16 protein-coding genes, 1 other RNA gene and 1 pseudogene are annotated in these 21,669 nt (G+C 63.2%); 9 read left to right on the plus strand and 9 right to left on the minus strand.

Annotation, left to right across the window (positions count from 1 at the left end):
- Positions 1 to 30: 30 nt before the first annotated feature.
- The 5 genes from C4K39_RS09755 to xdhA all read right to left on the minus strand — a co-directional run bounded on the left by C4K39_RS09755 (position 31) and on the right by xdhA (position 6,844).
- The gene (locus tag C4K39_RS09755; RefSeq protein WP_068577239.1) at positions 31 to 498 is read right to left on the minus strand and encodes an SMI1/KNR4 family protein; all 468 of its coding nucleotides are present in this window, start codon (positions 496 to 498) and stop codon (positions 31 to 33) included.
- A 229-nt stretch (positions 499 to 727) separates the two neighbouring features.
- Positions 728 to 2,032, minus strand: a complete 1,305-nt coding sequence (gene guaD / locus C4K39_RS09760; protein ID WP_053135927.1) for a guanine deaminase — start codon at positions 2,030 to 2,032, stop codon at positions 728 to 730.
- Positions 2,033 to 2,057: 25 nt separating this feature from the next.
- Entirely contained in the window at positions 2,058 to 2,900 is an 843-nt protein-coding gene (xdhC, locus tag C4K39_RS09765) for a xanthine dehydrogenase accessory protein XdhC (RefSeq protein ID WP_124346238.1), read from the minus strand.
- A gap of 97 nt (positions 2,901 to 2,997) precedes the next feature.
- A complete protein-coding gene (gene xdhB / locus C4K39_RS09770) occupies positions 2,998 to 5,397 on the minus strand; it encodes a xanthine dehydrogenase molybdopterin binding subunit (RefSeq protein ID WP_068577236.1) in 2,400 nt (799 codons plus the stop codon).
- Complete coding sequence (gene xdhA / locus C4K39_RS09775; RefSeq protein WP_124346239.1) at positions 5,390 to 6,844, minus strand: xanthine dehydrogenase small subunit; 1,455 nt, start codon at positions 6,842 to 6,844, stop codon at positions 5,390 to 5,392. The genes xdhB and xdhA overlap by 8 nt, the downstream gene beginning before the upstream one ends.
- A gap of 301 nt (positions 6,845 to 7,145) precedes the next feature.
- On the opposite strand from xdhA, the gene C4K39_RS09780 reads away from it, so the two are divergent.
- From C4K39_RS09780 to C4K39_RS09805, 6 genes are all read left to right on the plus strand, one after another.
- Entirely contained in the window at positions 7,146 to 7,805 is a 660-nt protein-coding gene (locus tag C4K39_RS09780; protein ID WP_068577232.1) for a GntR family transcriptional regulator, read from the plus strand.
- Positions 7,806 to 7,807: 2 nt separating this feature from the next.
- On the plus strand, positions 7,808 to 11,296 hold the full coding sequence (gene smc / locus C4K39_RS09785; RefSeq protein WP_124346240.1) for a chromosome segregation protein SMC: 3,489 nt from the start codon (positions 7,808 to 7,810) through the stop codon (positions 11,294 to 11,296).
- A 244-nt stretch (positions 11,297 to 11,540) separates the two neighbouring features.
- Positions 11,541 to 12,395 (plus strand): cell division protein ZipA, encoded by an 855-nt coding sequence (gene zipA / locus C4K39_RS09790; RefSeq protein WP_068577227.1) that lies wholly within the window; start codon positions 11,541 to 11,543, stop codon positions 12,393 to 12,395.
- 123 nt (positions 12,396 to 12,518) lie between these two features.
- Positions 12,519 to 14,891 carry an NAD-dependent DNA ligase LigA gene (gene ligA / locus C4K39_RS09795; protein WP_124346241.1) on the plus strand — a complete coding sequence of 791 codons (2,373 nt, stop codon included), beginning with the start codon at positions 12,519 to 12,521 and terminating at the stop codon, positions 14,889 to 14,891.
- Between the two features lie 194 nt (positions 14,892 to 15,085).
- Positions 15,086 to 15,182, plus strand: an RNA gene (ffs, locus tag C4K39_RS09800) — signal recognition particle sRNA small type.
- Positions 15,183 to 15,358: 176 nt separating this feature from the next.
- Positions 15,359 to 15,862, plus strand: coding sequence for a GrpB family protein (locus tag C4K39_RS09805; RefSeq protein WP_124346242.1), 504 nt, complete (start codon positions 15,359 to 15,361; stop codon positions 15,860 to 15,862).
- A gap of 15 nt (positions 15,863 to 15,877) precedes the next feature.
- Here C4K39_RS09805 and C4K39_RS09810 read toward each other — a convergent pair whose 3' ends face one another.
- The gene (locus C4K39_RS09810; RefSeq protein ID WP_124346243.1) at positions 15,878 to 16,744 is read right to left on the minus strand and encodes a LysR family transcriptional regulator; all 867 of its coding nucleotides are present in this window, start codon (positions 16,742 to 16,744) and stop codon (positions 15,878 to 15,880) included.
- A 100-nt stretch (positions 16,745 to 16,844) separates the two neighbouring features.
- On the opposite strand from C4K39_RS09810, the gene C4K39_RS09815 reads away from it, so the two are divergent.
- On the plus strand, positions 16,845 to 17,762 hold the full coding sequence (locus C4K39_RS09815) for a DMT family transporter (protein ID WP_124346244.1): 918 nt from the start codon (positions 16,845 to 16,847) through the stop codon (positions 17,760 to 17,762).
- Positions 17,763 to 17,783: 21 nt separating this feature from the next.
- Here C4K39_RS09815 and C4K39_RS09820 read toward each other — a convergent pair whose 3' ends face one another.
- The 3 genes from C4K39_RS09820 to C4K39_RS09830 form a co-directional block, all read right to left on the minus strand.
- Positions 17,784 to 18,677, minus strand: coding sequence for a DUF2167 domain-containing protein (locus C4K39_RS09820; RefSeq protein ID WP_068577218.1), 894 nt, complete (start codon positions 18,675 to 18,677; stop codon positions 17,784 to 17,786).
- 148 nt (positions 18,678 to 18,825) lie between these two features.
- Positions 18,826 to 19,197, minus strand: a complete 372-nt coding sequence (locus C4K39_RS09825) for a VOC family protein (protein ID WP_124346245.1) — start codon at positions 19,195 to 19,197, stop codon at positions 18,826 to 18,828.
- Positions 19,198 to 19,340: 143 nt separating this feature from the next.
- Positions 19,341 to 19,655 carry a helix-turn-helix domain-containing protein gene (locus C4K39_RS09830; protein ID WP_011060220.1) on the minus strand — a complete coding sequence of 105 codons (315 nt, stop codon included), beginning with the start codon at positions 19,653 to 19,655 and terminating at the stop codon, positions 19,341 to 19,343.
- 444 nt (positions 19,656 to 20,099) lie between these two features.
- On the opposite strand from C4K39_RS09830, the pseudogene C4K39_RS32185 reads away from it, so the two are divergent.
- Together C4K39_RS32185 and C4K39_RS09835 are read left to right on the plus strand one after the other, a co-directional pair.
- Positions 20,100 to 20,378 (plus strand): annotated as a pseudogene (locus tag C4K39_RS32185) (PAS domain-containing protein); the annotation flags it as partial.
- Between the two features lie 189 nt (positions 20,379 to 20,567).
- Positions 20,568 to 21,665, plus strand: coding sequence for a methyl-accepting chemotaxis protein (locus tag C4K39_RS09835; RefSeq protein WP_437179380.1), 1,098 nt, complete (start codon positions 20,568 to 20,570; stop codon positions 21,663 to 21,665).
- The last annotated feature ends 4 nt before the right edge of the window (positions 21,666 to 21,669 follow it).

Below are 21,669 nucleotides of genomic sequence, written 5' to 3' on the forward strand. Positions count from 1 at the left end.
GTTCAACACCGCTGATCACTGGCCGGTGCTTTACTCGTCCTCTTCCGGATCGGGCTTGAGGCCGGCCAGCAACGCCTCGAAGCTGGGGGCGAGAATCTCCGGCTCGCTACCGTCGTCGTGTCGCCACAGGCGCACCTCGGGGCCCAGGCTCGGGTCGATGATGAGTTGGTCGCCGCTGCCGTCCCCGGCGATGGCGATCACCTTCCTGCCCAGTTCCTCGCAAGGCCACTCGGAGGCCACGGCGATGCTGTAGCTGTCGTCCGGATCGTTTTCCAGGGCCAGGTAGTGGAAGGCCTCGATGGCGAAGGCGGCCTCGTCGTTCTCGAAGAAGTTCAGCGTGGGCGCGCCGCCATTGACCGTGCGCAGGAACTGCAGGTAGTCCGCGGGCAGGGTGACGCCCTGCCTGGCCTGGAATTCGGCGATCTCATCCAGGCTCGGGATGGGCCGTTCGATGACGCAGTTCTGGTAGTAGATGCCGAGTTCGGCTAGCTCTCTCATGTGTTTTCTTCCGGTTCGGGGGCGGCCTGCGGCGATGCCCCTTGTTGCTCCATGGGGCCCGGGACAGAGCAGCAGGGCCCGGGCGACGGGGCAGATGATACGCAGTGCGGGCCCATCCGCGTGAGCGCTTTGCCGATGGTCGGCGCAAGCGTGCGCAGCAGGTTGCGACACCATGAAAAATCCCCCGGTCGAGCGGCGTCGAGCGGGGGATGCTTGGCGTTGGGGGCGATCAGCGCTGGTGCACTTGCTGGCCGGCGGCGTAGGTCTGCAGCACGGTGCGGTCGTCGCCCAGGGTCATCAGCACGAACAGGGTCTCGGCGATGCTCTTGGCCTGTTGCAGGCGGTACTCCAGCAGCGGCGTGGCCTTGTAGTCCAGCACCAGGAAGTCGGCGTCGGTGCCGGGGTGCAGGGTACCGATTCGTTCTTCCAGGCGCAGGGCCCGGGCGCCGCCGAGGGTGGCCAGGTACAGGGATTTGAACGGACTCAGGCGCGCGCCCTGCAACTGCATGACCTTGTAGGCCTCATTGAGGGTGTTGAGCAGCGAGAAGCTGGTGCCGGCGCCGATATCGGTGCCCAGGCCGACATTGAGCTTGTGCTTCTCGGCCATCGGCAGGTTGAACAGGCCGCTGCCGAGGAAGAAGTTCGAGGTCGGGCAGAAGGCCACCGCCGAGCCGGTCTGCGCCAGGCGCGCGCACTCGTCGTCGCACAGGTGCACGCCATGGGCGAACACCGAGCGTTCGCCCAGCAACTGGTAGTGGTCGTAGACGTCCAGGTAGCCCTTGCGCTCGGGGAACAGCTCCTTGACCCATTCGATCTCCTGCAGGTTCTCGCTGATGTGGGTCTGCATGTAGAGATCGGGATACTCCTTGAGCAACTGGCCAGCCAGGGTCAGCTGCTGCGGGGTGCTGGTGGGGGCGAAGCGCGGGGTCACTGCGTAGTGCAGGCGGCCCTTGCCATGCCAGCGTTCGATCAACGCCTTGCTGTCCTGGTAGCCGGACTCGGCGGTGTCGACCAGGTAGTCCGGGGCGTTGCGGTCCATCATCACCTTGCCGGCGATCATCCGCAGGTCGAGCTTCTGCGCGGCGCTGAAAAAGGCGTCCACCGACTGCGGGTGCACGCTGCCGAACACCAGGGCGGTGGTGGTGCCGTTGCGCAGCAGTTCCTTGATGAACACATCGGCCACTTCGTCGGCGTGGGCCCGGTCGGCGAACTGGCTTTCGCAGGGGAAGGTGTAGGTATTGAGCCAGTCCAGCAGTTGCTCGCCGTAGGCGCCGACCATGCCGGTCTGTGGCAGGTGGATATGGGTGTCGATGAAGCCCGGGGTGATCAGCGCGTCCGGGTAATGGTTCACCGGCACCTCGGCGGGCAGGCTCGCGAGCAGTTCGCTGGCATGGCCGAGGGCGCTGATCCGGCCGTTCTCCACCACCAGCAGGCCGTCCTCGAAGTACTCGTAGGAGGCTTCGATTCCGACCTCCGCCGGGTCGGCGATGCTGTGCAGGATGGCGGCACGGTAGGCTTTGCGAGTCTGGGACATGGTCATTCTCAAGTGTGTGGCTGTTTCAGTTCGAGGCCTGGCTGCGGCGCGAGGCCGGCAGCAGCTGGGCAATGGGTTCGGCGGTGACGCTGGGCTGGCCGAAATGGGCGTTGTAGGTGGCGATGATTTCACCGGCGATGGAGATGGCGATTTCCACGGGCAGCTTGCCCTTGACCTCGCCCAGCCCCATGGGGCAACGCATGCGTTGCACGGTGGCGGCGTCGAAGCCGCGATCGCGCAGGCGATGTTCGAACTTCACCCGCTTGGTCCTGGAGCCGATCAGGCCGAAATAGGTGAAATCGTTGCGCTTGAGCAGGGCGGCGGTCAACTCCAGGTCCAGCTGGTGATTATGGGTCATGATGATGCAATAGCTGCCTGGGGGCAGGTCGTCGATCTCGTCCACCGGTTCCTCGCTGACGATCTTGCGTACCCCCTGGGGAATCTGTTCGGGGAATTCCTGCTCCCGCGAGTCGATCCAGCGTACCCGGCAGGGCAGCGCGGCGAGCAAGGGTACCAGGGCGCGGCCGACATGGCCGGCACCGAATACGGCAATTTGCGCCTGCACCTGGCTCATGGGCTCGAACAGCAGCACCGTGGCCCCACCGCAGCACTGGCCGAGGCTGGCGCCGAGGCTGAAGCGCTCCAAATGCGTGCCCTGCTGGCCGCTGGCGAGCATCTGCCGGGCGATCTGCATGGCCTTGTATTCCAGGTGGCCGCCGCCGATGGTGTCGAAGGCCCGGCTGGCGCTGACCACCATCTTCGAACCGGCGTTGCGCGGGGTCGAGCCCAGCTCTTCGATGATGGTCACCAGCACGCAGGGCTCACCCTGGTTCTGCAGGTCGGCGAGGGCGCTGATCCAGTTGTACATGTTCACCTCGACATCGCTGTTGTCTGTTCCGGCCTCATCGCGGGCAGCCTGGTTCCTACGGTAGGAGCCAGGCTGCCCGCGACAGGCGCACCTGGGGCTAGAGCGGAGCCAGCTCGGATTCGCTCTCTACGGCCTTCGCCACCTGCAGCTGGCGCATCTGTTCACAACCCCAGAGCACCCGCTCCGGGGTCGCCGGGGCGTCGATCCGTGGCTGGTGCCGGTAGTCGCCGAGGCTGGCCACCGCATCCTTGATGGCGCACCAGGCGGCGATGCCGAGCATGAACGGCGGCTCACCCACTGCCTTGGAGTGGAACACCGTGTCTTCCGGGTTCTTGCGGTTTTCCACCAGCTTGACCCGCAGGTCCGCCGGCATGTCGGCCACCGCCGGGATCTTGTAGCTGGCCGGGCCGTTGGTCATCAGCTTGCCCTTGGCGTTCCATACCAATTCCTCGGTGGTCAGCCAGCCCATGCCCTGGATGAAGCCGCCTTCCACCTGGCCGATGTCGATGGCCGGGTTCAGCGAGGCGCCGACGTCATGCAGGATATCGGTGCGCAGCATCTTGTATTCGCCGGTCAGGGTATCGACGAGCACCTCGGCGCAGGCCGCGCCGAAGGCAAAGTAGTAGAACGGCCGGCCACGGGCCTGGGCGCGGTCGTAGTAGATCTTCGGCGTCTTGTAGAAGCCGGTGCTGGACAGCGACACCTGGGCGAAATACGCCTGCTGGATCAGTTCCTCGAAGGTCAGGATCAGCTCGCGAACCCGCACGTGGCCGTTGTGGAACTCCACGTCTTCCTCGCTGACCTGGTACTTGCGCGCGGCGAACTCCACCAGCCGGTCCTTGATGGTCTGCGCCGCGTTCTGCGCCGCCTTGCCGTTGAGGTCGGCTCCGCTGGAGGCCGCGGTCGGCGAGGTATTGGGCACCTTGTCGGTATTGGTGGCGGTGATCTGCACCCGGCCGATATCGACCTGGAAGACCTCGGCCACCACCTGGGCCACCTTGGTGTTCAGGCCCTGGCCCATTTCGGTGCCGCCATGGTTGAGGTGGATGCTGCCGTCGGTGTAGACGTGGACCAGCGCGCCGGCCTGGTTGAGGAAGCTGGCGGTGAAGGAGATGCCGAACTTCACCGGGGTCAGGGCCAGGCCTTTCTTCAGCACCGGGCTGTTGGCGTTGTACAGCCGGATGGCTTCGCGGCGCTCGGCATACTGGCTGCTGGCTTCCAGTTCGGCGGTCATTTCCTCGAGCATGTTGTGCTCGACGGTCTGGTAGTAATGGGTGACGTTGCGCTCGGTCTTGCCGTAGTAGTTGGCCTTGCGCACGGCCAGCGGGTCCAGGTGCAGGTGACGGGCGATGGCATCCATCACTTCCTCGATGGCGACCATGCCCTGGGGGCCGCCGAAACCGCGATAGGCGGTGTTGGAGGCCGTGTTGGTCTTGCAGCGGTGGCCGTTGACCGTGGCGTCGCCCAGGTAGTACGAGTTGTCGGCGTGGAACATCGCCCGGTCGACGATGGAGGCCGACAGGTCCGGCGAGCAGCCGCAGTTGCCCGCCAGCTCCAGCTGGATGCCGTGCAGCCGGCCGCTATCGTCGAAGCCCACGTCGTATTCGATGTAGAAGGGGTGGCGCTTGCCGGTCGTCAGCATGTCCTCGACCCGGGGCAGGCGCATCTTGGTCGGCTGGCCGGTGAGGCGCGCGATCACCGCGCACAGGCAGGCAGGGCTGGCAGCCTGGGTTTCCTTGCCGCCGAAGCCGCCACCCATGCGGCGCATGTCCACCACGATCTTGTTCATCGAGACATCCAGCACCTCGGCCACCAGCTTCTGCACTTCGGTGGGGTTCTGGGTCGAGCAGTAGACGATCATGCCGCCGTCCTCGGTGGGCATCACCGAGGAGATCTGGGTCTCCAGGTAGAAGTGTTCCTGGCCGCCGATGTGCAGGGTGCCCTGGATGCGGTGCCTGGCGCTGGCCAGGGCGCTGGCCGAGTCGCCGCGCTGGTGGGTGTGGCTGTCGAGCACGAAGTGGCGCTTGCGCAGGGCCTCGACTACGTCCAGCACCGGCTCCAGGTCCTCGTACTCGATGATCGCCGCCATGGCGGCCTGGCGTGCGGTATCCAGGTCGCGGGCGGCCACCGCCAGCACCGGCTGGCCGACGTATTGCACGGTATCGATGGCCAGCAACGGGTCGCCGGGCAGCAGCGGGCCGATGTCCTTGAGGCCGGGAATGTCCTCGTGGGTGATGACGATGCGTACCCCTTCGAAGGCATGGCAGGGCGCGGTATCGATGCTGATGATCCGGGCGTGGGCGCGGTCCGAGAGCCGGGCATAGACGTGCAGCTGGTTGGGGAATTCCAGGCGGTCGTCGATGTACACCGCTTCGCCGGAGACGTGTTTTTCGGCGCTGTCGTGCTTGACGCTGCGACCGACGCCGGTGGTCAGGTCCTGGCGAAACAGGGCCGTGAGTTCGTCCTGGGTCTTTTCGACCTTGTGCTGGTTAGACATGAGCGGTCACCCGGGTCTCGATGTGCGGTGTGTGCAGTTCGATGAAGTACTTGCGCAGCAGGTTCTGCGCGCTCAGCAGGCGGTACTCCTTGCTCGCGCGAAAATCCGAGAGCGGCGTGAAGTCCTGGGCCAGGGCCGCGCAGGCCTGCTCGATGCTCGCCTGGGTCCAGTCGGCGCCGGTCAGGATCGCCTCGCAGTGCCTGGCACGCTTGGGAGTGGCGGCCATGCCGCCGAAGGCGATGCACGCTTCCTTGATCACGCCGTCGACTATCCGCAGGTTGAAGGCTGCACAGACCGCGGAGATATCGTCGTCCAGGCGCTTGGACACCTTGTAGGCGCGGAACTGGCGCTCGGCGCTGGCGCGGGGCACGATGATCTTCTCGATGAACTCGCTGTCCTGGCGAGCGGTGACGCGGTAGTCGATGAAGTAATCCTCCAGGGCCAGCGTCCGGCGCACCTGGCCCTTGCACAGCACGATCTGTGCGCCCAGGGCGATCAGCAGCGGCGGCGAGTCGCCAATGGGCGAGGCGTTGCCGATATTGCCGCCCAGGGTGCCCTGGTTGCGGATCTGCAGCGAGGCGAAGCGTTGCAGCAGTTCGCCGAAGTCCGGGTACTCACCGCGCAGGGCGTCGTAGCAATCGGTGAGGGGAGTGGCCGCACCGATTTCCAGGCGGTCGTCGAAGTACTCGATACGCTTGAGCTCGGCGATATTGCCGACGTAGATCATCACGGGCAGGGTGCGGTGGAACTGCGTTACCTCCAGTGCCAGGTCGGTGCCGCCGGCCAGCAGGCGAGCCTGGGGATAGGCGTCGTAGAGGTCGGCCAGGTCGGCGACGGTCAGGGGCACCAGGCAGCGCTTGTCACCGCTGTTGAGCTCGCCGGTGTCCTTGGGGGCAATGGCCTTGAGGCGGGCGATGGTCTCGGCCTGGCGCGTGTCGAACTGATCGCATTGGCCGCTGCTGCACGCCTGCTGCGCCGCCGCGAGGATGGGGCGGTAGCCGGTGCAGCGGCAGAGGTTGCCGGCCAGGGCTTCGTGGGCCTTGTGGCTGTCGGGCTGGCTGCTGTTCTTCTGCAGGGCGAACAACGACATGACGAAACCCGGGGTGCAGAAGCCGCACTGCGAGCCGTGGCAGTCGACCATGGCCTGCTGCACGCTGTGCAAGCGGCCCTGATGCTTGAGGCCTTCGATGCTGATCAACTGCTTGCCGTGCAGGGACGAGACGAAGGTCAGGCACGAGTTGAGGCTGCGATAACGAATGGATTCACCGCCCTGGGCGTCCACCTGCAACTCGCCGACCACTACGGTACAGGCACCGCAGTCACCGCTGGCACAGCCTTCCTTGGTGCCGGGCTTGCCCAGGTGTTCGCGCAGGTAATTGAGCACGGTCAGGTTCGGGTCCAGGGCATGCTCGCTACGGAGCTCCTGGTTGAGGAGAAACTGGATCACGGAAGGCCTCGCAGACTCATTATTGTTGTTAAGCGACGTGAGCCGAATTTAGTCATGTCTGACTTTTCGGTCAATTATTTTCTGACTTAAAGGTCAGGAAATTTCATCGCCCAACAATTCAAGTATGACCAAGATCCCGGGGCGCGCCGGTGCAGGGTTGGAGGCTGGGTGTCCGTGACCGACCAACAGCCGCTTATCTGCCGGTTTCATGGCAAATTCCGCTGCCGTGGCACTCCGCGCCGGGGTATCAATTGCGCTACACTTCGCCGCTTGTGCCGATTAAAGATTTTGAAGGAAAACCATGACGTTCAAGGCGCCGGACAGCCTCGCCGAGCAAATTGCTCACCACCTCGCCGAACGTATCATTCGCGGGGATCTCAAGCCTGGTGAGCGCATTCAGGAACAGAAGGTCACCTTGGCCCTCAATGTCAGTCGCGGCTCGGTCCGCGAGGCCTTGCTGATCCTGGAGCGCCGCCATCTGATCGCCATCCTGCCGCGCCGTGGCGCCCACGTGACCGAGCTCACCGAGCACAAGGTCCGTAGCCTCTGCACCCTGATGGGCGAGATGTACATCCTGCTGGGCAACTCGGTGGCCACTGGGTGGCAGCAGCAGAGCGAAATGGCGCCTTTCCTGCAGATCCAGCAACGCCTGGAGAGCGCCTACCAGGGCCAGGACATCCGTGCATTCGTCGAAGACAGCTTCAACGTGATGCGTGCGGCCTATCCCTTCGCCAACAATCCGTACCTGCAGGAGACCGTCGAGAACCTGCAGCCGGCCATGAGTCGCGCCTATTACCTGGCGCTGGACCAGCGCAAGGCGTCCATGAGCGAGTACCTGGCACTGTTCGAGCAATTGCTGGCTGCGGTACTGGCCCGTGACCTGGCGCAGATCCGCCGGGTGCTGACGGCCTACGGCCAGCGCAGCAGCGACCTGGTGGTGTCTGCCCTGGCGGATGCGTAAACGTGCGACTCAAGTGCATCAAGCTGGCGGGGTTCAAGTCCTTCGTCGATCCAACCACGGTCAACTTCCCCAGTAACATGGCGGCGGTGGTCGGGCCCAATGGCTGCGGCAAGTCGAACATCATCGACGCCGTGCGCTGGGTCATGGGCGAAAGCTCTGCCAAGAACCTGCGTGGCGAGTCGATGACCGACGTCATCTTCAATGGCTCCACCAGCCGCAAGCCGGTGAGCCAGGCGAGCATCGAGCTGGTATTCGACAATTCCGATGGCACCCTGGTGGGTGAGTACGCGGCCTATGCGGAGATCTCCATTCGACGCAAGGTGACCCGCGACAGCCAGAACAGCTACTACCTGAACGGCGCCAAGTGCCGTCGCCGCGACATCACCGACATCTTCCTCGGCACCGGCCTCGGGCCACGCAGCTACTCGATCATCGAGCAGGGCATGATCTCCAAGTTGATCGAAGCCAAGCCCGAGGACCTGCGCAACTTCATCGAGGAAGCCGCCGGCATCTCCAAATACAAGGAGCGTCGGCGCGAGACGGAAAACCGTATTCGCCGCACCCATGAGAACCTGGCCCGCCTGACCGACCTGCGCGAGGAGCTGGAGCGCCAGCTCGAGCGCTTGCACCGCCAGGCCCAGGCTGCCGAGAAGTACCAGGAATACAAGGCCGAGGAGCGCCAGCTCAAGGCGCAGCTGTCGGCCCTGCGCTGGCAGGCGCTGAACGAGCAGGTGGGGCAGCGCGAGTCGGTGATCGGCAGCCAGGAGGTCAGCTTCGAGGCACTGGTGGCCGAACAGCGCAATGCCGATGCCGCCATCGAGCGCCTGCGTGATGGTCACCACGAGCTGTCCGAGCGTTTCAACCAGGTGCAGGGGCGCTTCTATTCGGTCGGCGGCGATATCGCCCGGGTCGAGCAGAGCATCCAGCACGGCCAGCAGCGCCTGCGCCAGTTGCAGGACGATCTGAAAGAAGCCGAGCGCGCGCGCCTGGAGACCGAGTCGCACCTGGGGCATGACCGCACCTTGCTGGCGACCCTGGGCGAAGAGCTGGCGATGCTCGAGCCCGAGCAGGAGGTCAGCAGTGCGGCTGCCGAGGAAGCCGCGGCGACCCTGGAAGAGTCCGAGACCACCATGCATGGCTGGCAGGAGCAGTGGGATGCCTTCAACCTCAGCTCCGCCGAGCCAAGGCGCCAGGCGGAAGTACAGCAGTCGCGCATCCAGCAACTGGAAGCCAGCCTGGAGCGCCTGGCCGAACGCCAGCGGCGCCTGGGCGAAGAGCGCGAGCAACTGACCGCCGATCCCGAAGATGCGGCGATGCTCGAACTCAACGAACAACTGGCCGCCAGTGAGGCGACCCTGGAGGATTTGCAGGCTAGCGAAGAGTCCCAGGTCGAACGCCTGGAGCAACTGCGCCAGCAACTGCAGCAGGCCAGTCAGGCCCAGCAGCAGGCCCAGGGTGAATTGCAACGACTCAACGGGCGCTTGGCCTCATTAGAGGCCTTGCAGCAGGCCGCGTTGGACCCAGGCACCGGCACCGCCCAATGGCTGCGTGAGCAGCAACTGGCCGAGCAGCCACGCCTGGCCGATGGCATGCAGGTGGAGGCGGGCTGGGAACTGGCGGTGGAAACCGTACTGGGCGCCGATCTGCACGCGGTGTTGGTCGAGGATTTTTCCGCTATCGACCTGGCGGGTTTCGAGCAGGGCGACCTGCGTCTGTTGAGCCTGCCAGGCGAGCTTGCATCCATGCCAGGCAGCTTGTTGGACAAGGTGCAGTCCCAGGTCGACCTGGCGCCCTGGCTGGGCCAGGTCAAGCCGGTGGACAGCCTGGAGCAGGCCCTGGCCCTGCGTGGCCAGCTGGCTGCGGGGCAGAGCCTGATCAGTCGCGATGGTTACTGGGTCGGCCGGCATTTTCTGCGGGTGCGTCGGGCCGGCGAGGCGGAAAGTGGCGTGTTGGCCCGAGGCCAGGAGATCCAGCAACTGCTTCTTGAGCGCGATGAGCGCGAAGCCAGTGTCGAGGACCTGGAAAGCCAACTGCTTAACCTGCGAGCGCAGCAGCGCCAGCAGGAAAACGGTCGTGAGCACCTGCGGCGCCTGTTACAGGACGAAGCTCGCCAGCAAGGTGAGTTGAAGGCTTTGCTCTCGGCTGGCAAGGCCAAGGCCGAGCAGTTGAACCTGCGCCGCAGTCGCCTCGATGAAGAACTGCTGGAGCTGGGTGAGCAGCGCGAGCTGGAGCACGAACAGATTGGCGAGGCGCGCCTGCAGTTGCAAGAGGCCCTGGACAGCATGGCGCTGGACACCGAGCAGCGCGAACTGCTGCTGGCCCAGCGCGACAGCCTGCGTGAACGCCTTGACCGGATACGCCAGGAGGCTCGCCAGCACAAGGACCATGCCCATCAGTTGGCCGTGCGCATGGGTTCGCTCAAGGCCCAGCACGACTCTACCCGCCAGGCGCTGGAGCGCCTGGAGATGCAGTCGGAGCGCCTGACCGAGAAGCGTGAGCAGTTGAGCCTCAACCTGGAGGAGGGGGAGGCCCCGCTGGAAGAATTGCGCCTCAAGCTCGAGGAGTTGCTGGAAAAACGCATGAGCGTGGATGTCGAGCTCAAGAGCGCGCAGATCGCCATGGAGGATGCCGATCGGGAGTTGCGCGATGCCGAGAAGCGCCGTAACCAGGCCGAGCAGCAATCGCAATTGATCCGTGGGCAGCTGGAGCAGCAGCGGATGGAGTGGCAGGCCCTGAGCGTGCGGCGCAAGACCTTGCAGGAGCAATTGCTGGCCGACGGCTATGATCTGGAGGGCGTGCTGGCCACGCTCACGGGAGAGGCCAGTGAACAGGCCGCCGAGGAAGAGCTGGAGCGGATCGCTGCGCGAATCCAGCGGCTGGGCGCCATCAACCTGGCGGCCATTGACGAGTACCAGCAGCAGTCCGAGCGCAAGCGCTACCTGGATGCCCAGGATGCCGACCTGGTGCAGGCTCTGGAGACCCTGGAAAACGTCATCCGCAAGATCGACAAGGAAACCCGCAATCGTTTCAAGGACACCTTCGACCAGATCAATGGTGGTTTGCAGGCATTGTTTCCAAAAGTTTTCGGTGGCGGCAGCGCTTATTTGGAACTGACTGGCGAAGATCTACTCGATACAGGGGTGACAATCATGGCGCGTCCTCCTGGCAAGAAGAACAGCACCATTCATTTGCTCTCCGGTGGTGAAAAGGCTTTGACCGCACTGGCCCTGGTATTCGCTATCTTCAAGTTGAACCCGGCGCCTTTCTGCATGCTCGACGAAGTTGACGCTCCGCTGGATGACGCTAACGTTGGACGCTATGCAAAGCTGGTCAAAGAGATGTCGCAGACAGTGCAGTTCATCTATATCACCCACAATAAGATCGCCATGGAAATGGCTGACCAGTTGATGGGGGTGACGATGCACGAACCGGGATGTTCGCGTCTGGTGGCCGTGGATGTCGAGGAGGCGATGGCGATGGTGGACGCCTGAGTCCGCAGGTTTGAGGTGGCTGTCGGGGGCAAGTTGGGGATTTTCCCTTATTGCGCAAGATATTGGCCCTGAGCATTGCGACAGACGGTGTAAAGTTGTCTTTGGTCGTGCTAGTTTAATGTCAATTTTTCCTATGCGTGGGCAAAACGCCATTCAGAACATAGAGTTGGCGCCACGTTTTAAAGCGGTTTGCAGATTGTAAACCTCTTATTTTTCAGCATTTTTTATAGAGGCACGGGATTACATGGAAATCGGTCTGCGCGAGTGGCTGATCGTCATCGGCGTTATTGTTATCGCCGGTATTCTTTTTGATGGCTGGCGGCGCATGCGCGGCGGCAAGGGCAAATTGAAGTTCCGCCTTGATCGCAATCTTTCCAATTTGCCGGATGACGATGGCAATGCCGAATTGTTGGGGCCATCCCGCGTGCTGGATACCCATAAGGAACCGCAGCTGGATGAGCATGATCTGCCTTCGGTGAGCATGCCGGCGCGCGAACCGCGCGAGAGCGCCTCGCCCAAGCGTGGCAAGCGTGCCAGCGAGCCGCAGCAGGGCGACCTGAACCTGGATCTGGATCTGGACAACGGCCCGAGCTTCAGCAGCCGTGACGACGATTTCCCGGCCGATGAAGGCAAGGCGTCCAGCCATGGCGACAAGGACCAGCCACAGGCCGAGGAAGTGCTGGTAATCAGCGTGATCTGCCGCGATGCCGCGGGCTTCAAGGGCCCCGCGCTGCTGCAGAACATTCTCGAAAGTGGCCTGCGCTTTGGCGAGATGGATATCTTCCACCGCCACGAAAGCATGGCCGGCAATGGCGAGGTGCTGTTCTCCATGGCCAACGCGGTCAAGCCCGGGATTTTCGATCTGGATGATATCGATCACTTCAGCACCCCGGCTGTGAGCTTCTTCCTCGGCTTGCCAGGTCCGCGTCATCCAAAGCAGGCGTTCGATGTCATGGTGGCCGCCGCGCGCAAACTGTCCCAGGAGCTCAATGGCGAGCTCAAGGACGATCAGCGCAGCGTCCTGACTGCCCAGACCATCGAGCACTACCGCCAGCGCATCGTCGAGTTCGAGCGCCGCGCCTTGACCCAGAAACGTTGAATCTCTGGGCGCTGGCCAGTCACTGCGGATCTATCCTGTAGGAGCTGGCTGGCCAGCGCAGCTGCAACCCCAATCTTCAGATCGAGCAGCCTAGGCTGCTCTTTTGCTTTATGAGAGAACTCCATGACCGCCGCCGAAACCCGCATTCTTGAATTGCGTGCCGAGCTGGACCTGCACAACTACCGCTATCACGTGCTCGACGAGCCGAGCATCCCGGATGCGGAATACGACCGCCTGTTTCGTGAGCTCAAGGCCCTGGAGGCCGAGCATCCGGAGCTGGTGACCAGTGATTCGCCGACCCAGCGCGTCGGCAGTGCAGCGCTCTCGGCCTTCACCCAGGTTCGCCATGAGATCCCCATGCTCAGCCTGGGCAACGCCTTCGAAGAAGTCGACATGCGTGAGTTCGATCGCCGGGTCAATGAAGGCCTGGACCTGCCGGCGGGTGACCTGTTCGGTGGTGGCGCGGCGGTGGAGTACAGCTGTGAGCCCAAGCTCGACGGCCTGGCGGTCAGCCTCTTGTATCAGGACGGCGTGCTGGTGCGTGGCGCCACCCGAGGCGACGGCACGACCGGTGAAGACATCAGCGTCAACGTGCGTACCGTGCGCAACATTCCGCTGAAGCTGCAGGGCAGTGGTTGGCCGGCGACCCTGGAGGTGCGCGGTGAAGTGTTCATGTCCAAGGCTGGTTTCGAACGCTTGAACGCAACGCAACTGGAGGTGGGTGGCAAGACCTTCGCCAACCCGCGCAATGCCGCGGCAGGTAGCCTGCGCCAGCTGGATTCGAAGATCACCGCTAGCCGGCCCCTGGAGTTCTGCTGCTACGGGTTGGGCCAGGTCACGGCGGACATCGCCGACACCCATATCGGCAACCTCGAGCAGCTCAAGCAATGGGGCATGCCCATTAGCCGCGAGTTGCGCCTGGCCAAGGGGATCGACGAGTGCCTGGAGTACTACCGCGAGATTGGTGAGCGGCGCAACGCGCTGGCTTATGAAATCGATGGTGTGGTGTTCAAGGTCAACAGCATCGCCTCCCAGCGCGAACTGGGCTTTCGGGCCCGAGAGCCGCGCTGGGCCATTGCCCACAAGTTCCCGGCCATGGAGGAGCTCACCGAACTGCTGGATGTAGAGTTCCAGGTCGGTCGCACCGGCGCGGTGACGCCGGTGGCACGCTTGAAGCCGGTCAAGGTCGCCGGGGTGACTGTTTCCAACGCGACGCTGCACAACATGGACGAAGTGGCGCGCCTGGGTCTGATGATCGGCGACACGGTAATCATCCGGCGTGCCGGCGACGTGATCCCGCAGGTGGTGCAAGTGGTCACCGAGCGTCGTCCGGAGGATGCCCGTCCGGTGCAGATTCCCGAGAGCTGTCCGGTCTGCGGTTCCCAAGTCGAGCGCACGCAGTTGGTCAAGCGCAGCAAGGGGCGTGAAACCCTCAGCGAGGGCGCGGTTTACCGTTGTGTCGGGCGGTTGGCCTGTGGCGCCCAGCTCAAGCAGGCGATCATCCACTTCGTGTCTCGGCGGGCCATGGATATCGAGGGCCTGGGGGACAAGACCATCGAGCAATTGGTGGACGAGAAGCTCATTGCCTCGCCGGCCGACCTGTACAAGCTCAAGTACGAGCAGATCATCGACCTGGAAGGTTTCGCCGAGGTTTCCAGCAACAAACTGCTCAAGGCTATCGAAGACAGCAAGCGCCCGGCACTGGCGCGCTTCGTCTACGCCCTGGGTATTCCCGATGTCGGCGAAGAGACCGCCAAGGTCCTGGCTCGCTCCCTGGGTACCCTGGAGCGGGTTCGCCAGGCCTTGCCCCAGGTGCTGACCTACCTGCCGGACATCGGCTTGGAGGTGGCCCATGAAATTCACAGTTTCTTCGAAGACAGTCACAACCAGGAAGTGATCGGCGCCTTGCTGGCCGAGGATCAGTGCGCGCTGGCGCTGCAGGACCAGGGTGAACTGGCGGCCGAGTTCGCCGCCAGTACGACCCTGGGTGGCATGCTCGGCAAGCTCGATATCCCTTCGGTGGGCCCAGGCGCTGCGCAGAAGCTGGCGGACAAGTTCGGCTCCTTGCAGGGGGTGATTGGCGCCGACTGGCTGGACATGCGCCAGGCCTTGCCGGAGAAGCAGGCCAAATCGGTGCGCGAGTTCTTCGACAATCCCGATAATGCCCAGTTGGCCCAGGCCATCGAGCAGCAGCTGCGTGATTTCGGCATGCATTGGCAGAGCGAGAAGAAGGTGGTCGAAGGGCTGCCGCTGGCTGGCCAGACCTGGGTGCTGACCGGCTCCCTGGAGTTGATGAGTCGTGACGTGGCCAAGGACAAGCTGGAGAGCCTGGGGGCCAAGGTCGCAGGTTCCGTTTCGGCGAAGACCCACTGCGTGGTGGCCGGTCCCGGCGCCGGTTCCAAGCTGGCCAAGGCCAATGAGCTGGGCCTGAAGGTGCTGGACGAGGAAGCGTTCGTCGCCTTCCTCGGCGAGCACGGTATTCCTGCCTCCGCCTGAAGGGCAGGGTTGGCTGGCGAGAGCTTTCGTCAGTCAGCCCCGCCACTCGACGAGGCGAGCCGGGTTCTTCTCTGTTGCTCGCCAAGTGCTTGAAGCTCTTCGAGTTTTTAATTCTGCAATGAGCGGTTGTATCTTCAACTCAGATAGGTACAATGGCGCGGCTCGCCGTCAGGTGAGCGTCGTTATGGTGACCCCATCGGTCCCCCCGCAACGATTACCCGTTAACCTGGTCAGGCCCGGAAGGGAGCAGCCACAGCGGGAACATTGTGTGCCGGGGTGTGGCTGGTGGGGTTGCCTCCATAACGCCCTCGTCGTTCCTCGATGAGTTGTACCCAACACCCCAATTCTTGAATCTTGTGCAGTGCAAGCTGTGCAGGTTTTGTCGTGCCTGTAGATTTTTACCTGACCTGGCGGCTTCCTGGCAGGGTCCCAGCCGAGCCCGGCGAACCCCTACACAAGGAGTGACCATGGCGTTGACCAGCAAGATATCCCTCTACAACCCGCAATGGCCCCTGGCGTTCGCCGCCGAGCGCGAGCGTATTGCGCCGGGTTTTGCCGATGATCTGCTGGCCATTCACCATGTGGGCAGTACTGCTGTCCCGGGACTTGCAGCCAAGCCGGAAATCGATGTGCTGCTGGTGGTCGCGCGGCATCGGGACGAGGTGCTGCGCGAGGCGTTCATGGCGACTCTGGGCTATGTCCGGGGCAGTGACCTGTCTGTCGGGCATCAGTTCTATCGGCGGGATGTGCAAGGCGTGCGGACCCACAAGGTACACGTGTGCCTGGTGGGGCATGGGCAGATCCAGCGGATGCTGGGCTTTCGCGACCTGTTGCGTACCGATGTGGAGCTACGCCAGCGGTATCAGGAGCTGAAGCTGCAACTGGAGGCCAGTAATCGCGACGGCATCGGTGAGTACCTTGCCCGCAAGGCGCCCTTCATCGATGGGGTGATGGATAGCCAGCAAGCATGACGGGGCCGGGTGCGTTCATGCGCCGAGCGTCTCGCGCAGCAACTGCGCGAAGGCGTCCCGGGCACGGTGCTGCTGCACGTCCTGATGCCAGACGAACCGGTTATCCACTGGGGCCAGGTCGCTGAAGCGTTGCACGCGCAGGGTCGAGGATTGTGCGTAGCGCTCCAGTACGCCCTCGGGGATCAGCGATACCCCGGCGCCGGCGCTGACGCAGCCGATGATGGTGCCCCAGCTGGCATAACCGGTGATCGGCAGGTCCAGGCCGTGCTTGCCGAGCCAGTTCTCCAGGGCGCGGCGATATGGGCAACCGGCCGGCCACATGAACAGGTGCTGGCCTTGCAGGTCGCTGGCGTTGTGGATCGGTGCGCTGCCGTCACTGGAAATCAGTACCAGGGGTTCGTGGTAGAGCACGGTTTGTTGCAGTTTCGCCGGCAGGGTATCGATGGCCACCAGGGCACCGTCGATGCGCTGGTGGCGCAGTTCTTCGAAGAGCTGCGACCAGGTGCCGGTGATCAGCTCCACGCTGACTTGCGGGTAGCGCCGGTGGTACTCGGCCAGCAGCGGTGGCAGGCGGCCGCCGGCGCAGGACTCGATCGAGCCCAGGCGCAGCAGGCCGCTGGGTTCGGCCTGGCTATCCACCGCGCGCCGGGCTTCATCCACCAGGGCGAGGATGCGCTCGCTGTAGCCGAGGAAGATTTCCCCGGCCGGACTGATCTTCAAGCCGCGTCCGACGCGGGTGAATAGGGGAGTGCCCAGTTCGCTTTCCAATTGCTTGAGGCGGTTGGTGATATTGGACGGCACGCAGTGCAACTGCTCGGCTGCGCGAGCGATGCTGCCGAAGCGGGCCACGGCTTGCACCATCTTCAGTTGAGTCAGTTCCATCGTTCATTTCCAGTGAATGATGGGCTTAGTATTGATCAATTGTGGTGAGCTTTCGAGGGCGCGACACTGCAGTTCCCTACCTTGCCTGGAAGTTTGTCTCGTGAAGATCTCGCCCTCGCTCAAGTTGGTGCTGGCCACCGCCGTGGTGATCCTGTGCTGGGCCTATTCGCCGGTGGGCATCCATATCGGCCTTGAGGGCTACAGTCCCGGGCACCTGGCGCTGCTGCGCTTTCTTATCGCTTCGGTATTCATGGTCGGCATTGCGCTGGTAGCGGGAATTTCCCTGCCGCGTTGGCGCGACATGCCCTGGTTGCTGGTGCTGGGGTTCTTCGCCATCGCCCTGCATCACGTCAGTCTCAACTACGGGCAGCAGGGCTTGAGTGCCGGGGCGTCTAGCGTACTGGCGCAATCGGCGCCGATCTTCAGCACCCTGATCGCGTTTTTCTGGCTCAAGGAGCCGGTCAGCGCCTGGCGCTGGAGCTGTGTGGTGCTGGGCCTGGTGGGCGCCTTGCTGGTGGTGGTGGGTGATCGCGGCCTGGGATCGATCCAGCCGCAGGGCTTGCTGGTGCTGCTGGCGGCTTTTTCCTGGGGGCTGTATTTCGTGCTGCAGCGGCGTTTTTCCGGGCGCCACGGGCTCTTGACCACCACGTGCTACATGGTCTGGGGCGGAACCTTGCTGTTGATGGTGTACACCCCTGGCCTGGCCCAGGCCGCTGTCCAGGCATCCTGGCGGGTGAACCTGGCCGTGCTGTTGCTCGGGCTGTTTCCCAGCGCGCTGGCCTACTTGGCTTGGGCTTATGTATTGGCGCGGGTCGAGGTTAGCCGGGCGTCGATCGCCATGTACCTGATTCCACCGGTGGCGATGTTGCTGGCCGCGATCGTCTTGGGCGAGACGCTGCGCTCCGGGGTGGTGCTGGGGGCGGCTGTGGTGCTGGGCAGTGTGATGGCAATGCAGTTGGAGGGGCGCTTTGGCAAGAACGCCAGTGCGCGCGACATGAACGACAAAGCCCCGGTTTGACGGGGCCTCGTTGCGGGTGGATCAGCTTTTCTTCTTGAACAGCCGACCGATGAAGGCAGCGATGGCGAGCACGCCGATGACGATGAACTTCTTGCCGGCCAGCAACAGGACCCCGAGCTTGGCGAACAAGCCGGCCTTACTGGCGATGCCACCGGCTACCAGGGCTGCCAGGCCATAGGTAGCCAGCTTGTCGGTGCTCGGGTTGTAGTCGGCGTAGCGGTTACCGTCGGTGAAGTTGGTGAAGGCCAGGACCTTGGGGATCTCGCGCTTGATGGTGGGCAGGTCTTGCATGGAGGCGACCGCATTGAGCTCCAGCACGCCCTCACGACCCAGCACGCGGATGCTGTAGTTCAGGGTGTTGTTCTCGGCGCCTTCGGCCTTGAGCTCGCGGGCCCAGTACATCTTGTGCGATTGCGCGTCATAGCTTGGCTGCTCGGCCCAGCCCAGCAGATGGATGGCGCCGTAGCCTTGCTCCTTGCGCTCTTTGTTGTCTTCCTCGTCCGCGGCCTGCATTTCTTTGAGCAGGTCTTGGTAGTCGATCTTCGCTGCGTCTTCGTCGGAGATGTGTCCGTCGTTCTTGTAGCTGATGATCACGCCCCAGCCTTCGGCGGACAGCGGGCTGACGTCACTGGGGACGATCATGCCCAGGGTGGTGAAGCCAGGCGGGTTGCCCCAGCCTTCGGTGAGCAGCTTCTCGGTGTCCTTGGGGGTGAGGTAGTAGAACTCTTTGCTCAGGTCGAGGCTGGCGATGTCGCCAGGCAGCGGGACCTTGCCGTGGCGCGGGGAGAGGGAGGCGAGAAACTGTTCGGCGGTCTGGGTTTCAGCGTCCTTGGTGTCGGGCGTGTCGGCAGCGCTGGTCAACAGTGGGGTGGTGCAGAGCACGACCATGGCCATGAGGTGGCGCAGGTACTTCATCGTATTCCCTTACATTTTGTGACAAGTAGTAGGCGCGCAAGGATAACGATGAGGAGCGCGTGGCTCAATCCAATGTTTCAATTTATTTCCGACGAGCGGAGATGGCCGTCCAGGGGCGCACGGCCTCGCCCCTGGAGAAGCAAGCCGCTCAGCCTACTGTCAGATAAAGCACTCGTAGGCGGTGCCCGTCGGGGTCAAGGGCGAGCAAGGTGTAGCCGAACCCCATGGCGGTCGGGGGCTGGACGATGGTGATACCCAGTGCTCGCCAGTGCTGGTGCAGTTCATCCACTGCTTCGCGGCTGTCCACGGCCCAGCCCAGCTCGCCGCAGCCCGCGCTTGCCTGGGCTTCGGGCTTGACGACCTGGCGGGACCAGAGCCCGAGTTTGATTCCCGAATCGAGAATGAACAGGGTGAAGTCCGCAGAGGCCTGTACGGGTTGCTTGTCCAGCAGGCGGCTGTAGAAGTCCGCGCTGGCCATGGGGTTCTCCACGTAGAGCAGGAAATAGGTGTTGGTGATCATCATGACTCCTAGGGTCGGGGCTGGTTGGAGCGGCAGCTTATGCGCCGGGTCCGTCAGTTCCTGTCAGGAGTCGTGAAGTGAAAAAAAGACCCGCTTGTCGGGGGGTGACAAACGGGTCTTTCTTGGTTGATTGACTGCGGGGCTCAAGGCTTGGACAAGGCCTGGTCTACCGCTGCTATCAGCTTTCCCAGATCCTTCGGGGTGGCTTTGTGAATGACACCGAACAAATAAGCCCGCTGTTCCTCTTCATCACCCAGATCGGCGAAGAAGGCTTTCAGCTTCACTCCCAGTACTTCGGCCAACAGAAATAGAGCTTCAACGCTGGGGGTGTAGGTGCCGGTTTCGAAGCGGCTGATGGTTTTTGGGTCAAAACCGGTTTTTTCACCTAGTTCAGCCTGAGTAAGCCCCGCTACCTTTCGATAGCGCTTGATGGCTGCACCCAAACTTGAAATTTGCATCGCTCAATTCCCATTTAGAATCAAGAACTTAACGATAAATCTTGGCATTAGACAACACCATGTTCCATCACCTTGATTTGCAAAATGTGATGTATTTCGTAGAATCGGCGCTTCGGACAGGTATTTGGTGATCTAGTTTCAGAAGGCAGGTTTATGAAACAAGAAATCATTGCATTTCCCTTGTTCACCTAAACCCAGGACTTGGCAGAGGCTCGAACGTCTCGTTAATCCCGCCAACGCTCCGTCCGCCGCCCCCATCTGACGCCTTATCTGATCCTAGTTGATCTTCGTCGAACAGACGGTCAACTGCGGCGCAAACCCGCTGTACGGCTGCAATCCGGGCGAATCATCCGATTGAGTCGTACCGCCAGGAAGGTAATCGCCAATCGGTCTATCGCCGGTTCCTGGCAACTATTGATTGCAGGCTGTCTATGGAGTTCTAACGTGCGTCTCAATTTGCCGGTCAGCTCTATTGAGCAGACCTTCCCCGACCAGCAGCGGCTCATATCCGCCACCGATATCAATAGTCATATCACGTACTGCAATGCCGAATTCGCCGCCATGAGTGGCTTCAGCCAAGCCGAGTTGATTGGCAGTACTCACAACCTGGTGCGCCATCCGGATATGCCGGCCGCGGTCTTCGAGTCGATGTGGCGCTATCTCAAGGCCGGCCAGAGCTGGATGGGTGTGGTGAAGAATCGTTGCAAGAACGGCAACTTCTACTGGGTCAGCGCTTATGTCACGCCGATCCTGGAAGGTGGGCGGCTGGTGGGCTATGAGTCGGTCCGGGTCAAGCCGACCCGGGAACAGGTCAGCCGTGCCGAGACCCTGTATGCACGACTGCGGGCCGATAAAGCCCCGGTCTCGGCATGGCGGCGCCTGGAGGTCGGGGCGCGTCCGCTGCTGTTGCCGATGGCCGTGGCCGCAGGTTGCCTGGCCGCTTTCAACTGGTTGCCCAGTTTGGTGGCCCAGGGGCTGACGCTGTCGGGCTTCCTCGGCGTTGGGCTGTTGGCCCAGCGTCGCCTGGGATTGCAGCTCAAGGACATCGTCAGTAGCACGCCCAATACCTTTGCCGATCCGATCTGCGCCCTGGCGTACAGCGAGTCCTTGGGGGCGGCAGCGCAATTGCAGATGATCCTGGTCAGTGAGGAGGCTCGGTTGAAGACCGCTTTGACCCGTCTCAGCGACCTGGCCCGGCAAATGGCCGAGGCCGCGGCCGACTCCAGCCACTTGTCCAGTCGCACCGAGTCGGCCCTGCTGGAACAGCGCGCGGAAACCGACATGACCGCCGCGGCGATGACCCAGATGGCAGCCTCCATCACCGAGGTCGCCGAGCATGTGCAGCACACGGCCAGCGAAGCTCGCACCGCGAACCTGCTGGCCCAGCAGGGCAGCCAGGTGGCGGGGACTTCTCGCGATGCCATTCAACTGCTGGCCCGCACGGTCACCCAGATCAACCAGGCGGTGGGCGACCTGGCCGGGCAGACCCAGGACATCATGGTGGCGGCCAGCATGATCCAGTCGATCGCCGACCAGACCAACCTGCTGGCCCTGAATGCTGCCATCGAGGCGGCACGGGCTGGCGAACAGGGGCGCGGCTTTGCCGTGGTGGCCGATGAGGTGCGGGCCTTGGCCGGCAAGACCCGTGAGTCCACCCAGCAGATCCAGGGCATCATCCAGAACCTGCGGGCCGGAGCCGACGAGGCGGTGCAGATCGCCAGCCTTGGCATAGAGGAGGCCGAGCAGGGCGTGCAACAGGTCCTGCAGGCCCAGCAGGCGTTGCAGGGCATCGGCGCGGCGGTCGAGCGCATCACCGATATGAGCCAGCAGATGGCGGCCGCGTCCCAGGAGCAATCCCATGTAGCCGAATCGGTTTCGGAACAGATCAACAGTGTCGCTGCCACGGTGCAGCGCACTGCCGAGAACGCCCGCGTCGGCGTTTCTCGTGGTGCTGAGTTGGAAAACATCTCTTCCGGGCTGCATGCCCTGGTCGAGCGGTTCAACCGCTAGCGAC

Source organism: Pseudomonas sessilinigenes (assembly GCF_003850565.1).
Lineage (GTDB): Bacteria > Pseudomonadota > Gammaproteobacteria > Pseudomonadales > Pseudomonadaceae > Aquipseudomonas > Aquipseudomonas sessilinigenes.

Bases quoted from the DNA above. Each gene is read 5' to 3' on its own strand.
- C4K39_RS09755 (WP_068577239.1), bottom strand. From the start codon at position 498: ATGAGAGAGCTAGCCGAACTCGGCATCTACTACCAGAACTGCGTCATC.
- guaD (WP_053135927.1), bottom strand. From the start codon at position 2,032: ATGTCCCAGACTCGCAAAGCCTACCGTGCCGCCATCCTGCACAGCATC.
- xdhC (WP_124346238.1), bottom strand. From the start codon at position 2,900: ATGTACAACTGGATCAGCGCCCTCGCCGACCTGCAGAACCAGGGTGAG.
- xdhB (WP_068577236.1), bottom strand. From the start codon at position 5,397: ATGTCTAACCAGCACAAGGTCGAAAAGACCCAGGACGAACTCACGGCC.
- C4K39_RS09780 (WP_068577232.1), top strand. From the start codon at position 7,146: ATGACGTTCAAGGCGCCGGACAGCCTCGCCGAGCAAATTGCTCACCAC.
- zipA (WP_068577227.1), top strand. From the start codon at position 11,541: ATGGAAATCGGTCTGCGCGAGTGGCTGATCGTCATCGGCGTTATTGTT.
- ligA (WP_124346241.1), top strand. From the start codon at position 12,519: ATGACCGCCGCCGAAACCCGCATTCTTGAATTGCGTGCCGAGCTGGAC.
- C4K39_RS09805 (WP_124346242.1), top strand. From the start codon at position 15,359: ATGGCGTTGACCAGCAAGATATCCCTCTACAACCCGCAATGGCCCCTG.
- C4K39_RS09810 (WP_124346243.1), bottom strand. From the start codon at position 16,744: ATGGAACTGACTCAACTGAAGATGGTGCAAGCCGTGGCCCGCTTCGGC.
- C4K39_RS09820 (WP_068577218.1), bottom strand. From the start codon at position 18,677: ATGAAGTACCTGCGCCACCTCATGGCCATGGTCGTGCTCTGCACCACC.
- C4K39_RS09825 (WP_124346245.1), bottom strand. From the start codon at position 19,197: ATGATCACCAACACCTATTTCCTGCTCTACGTGGAGAACCCCATGGCC.
- C4K39_RS09830 (WP_011060220.1), bottom strand. From the start codon at position 19,655: ATGCAAATTTCAAGTTTGGGTGCAGCCATCAAGCGCTATCGAAAGGTA.
- C4K39_RS09835 (WP_437179380.1), top strand. From the start codon at position 20,568: ATGGCCGTGGCCGCAGGTTGCCTGGCCGCTTTCAACTGGTTGCCCAGT.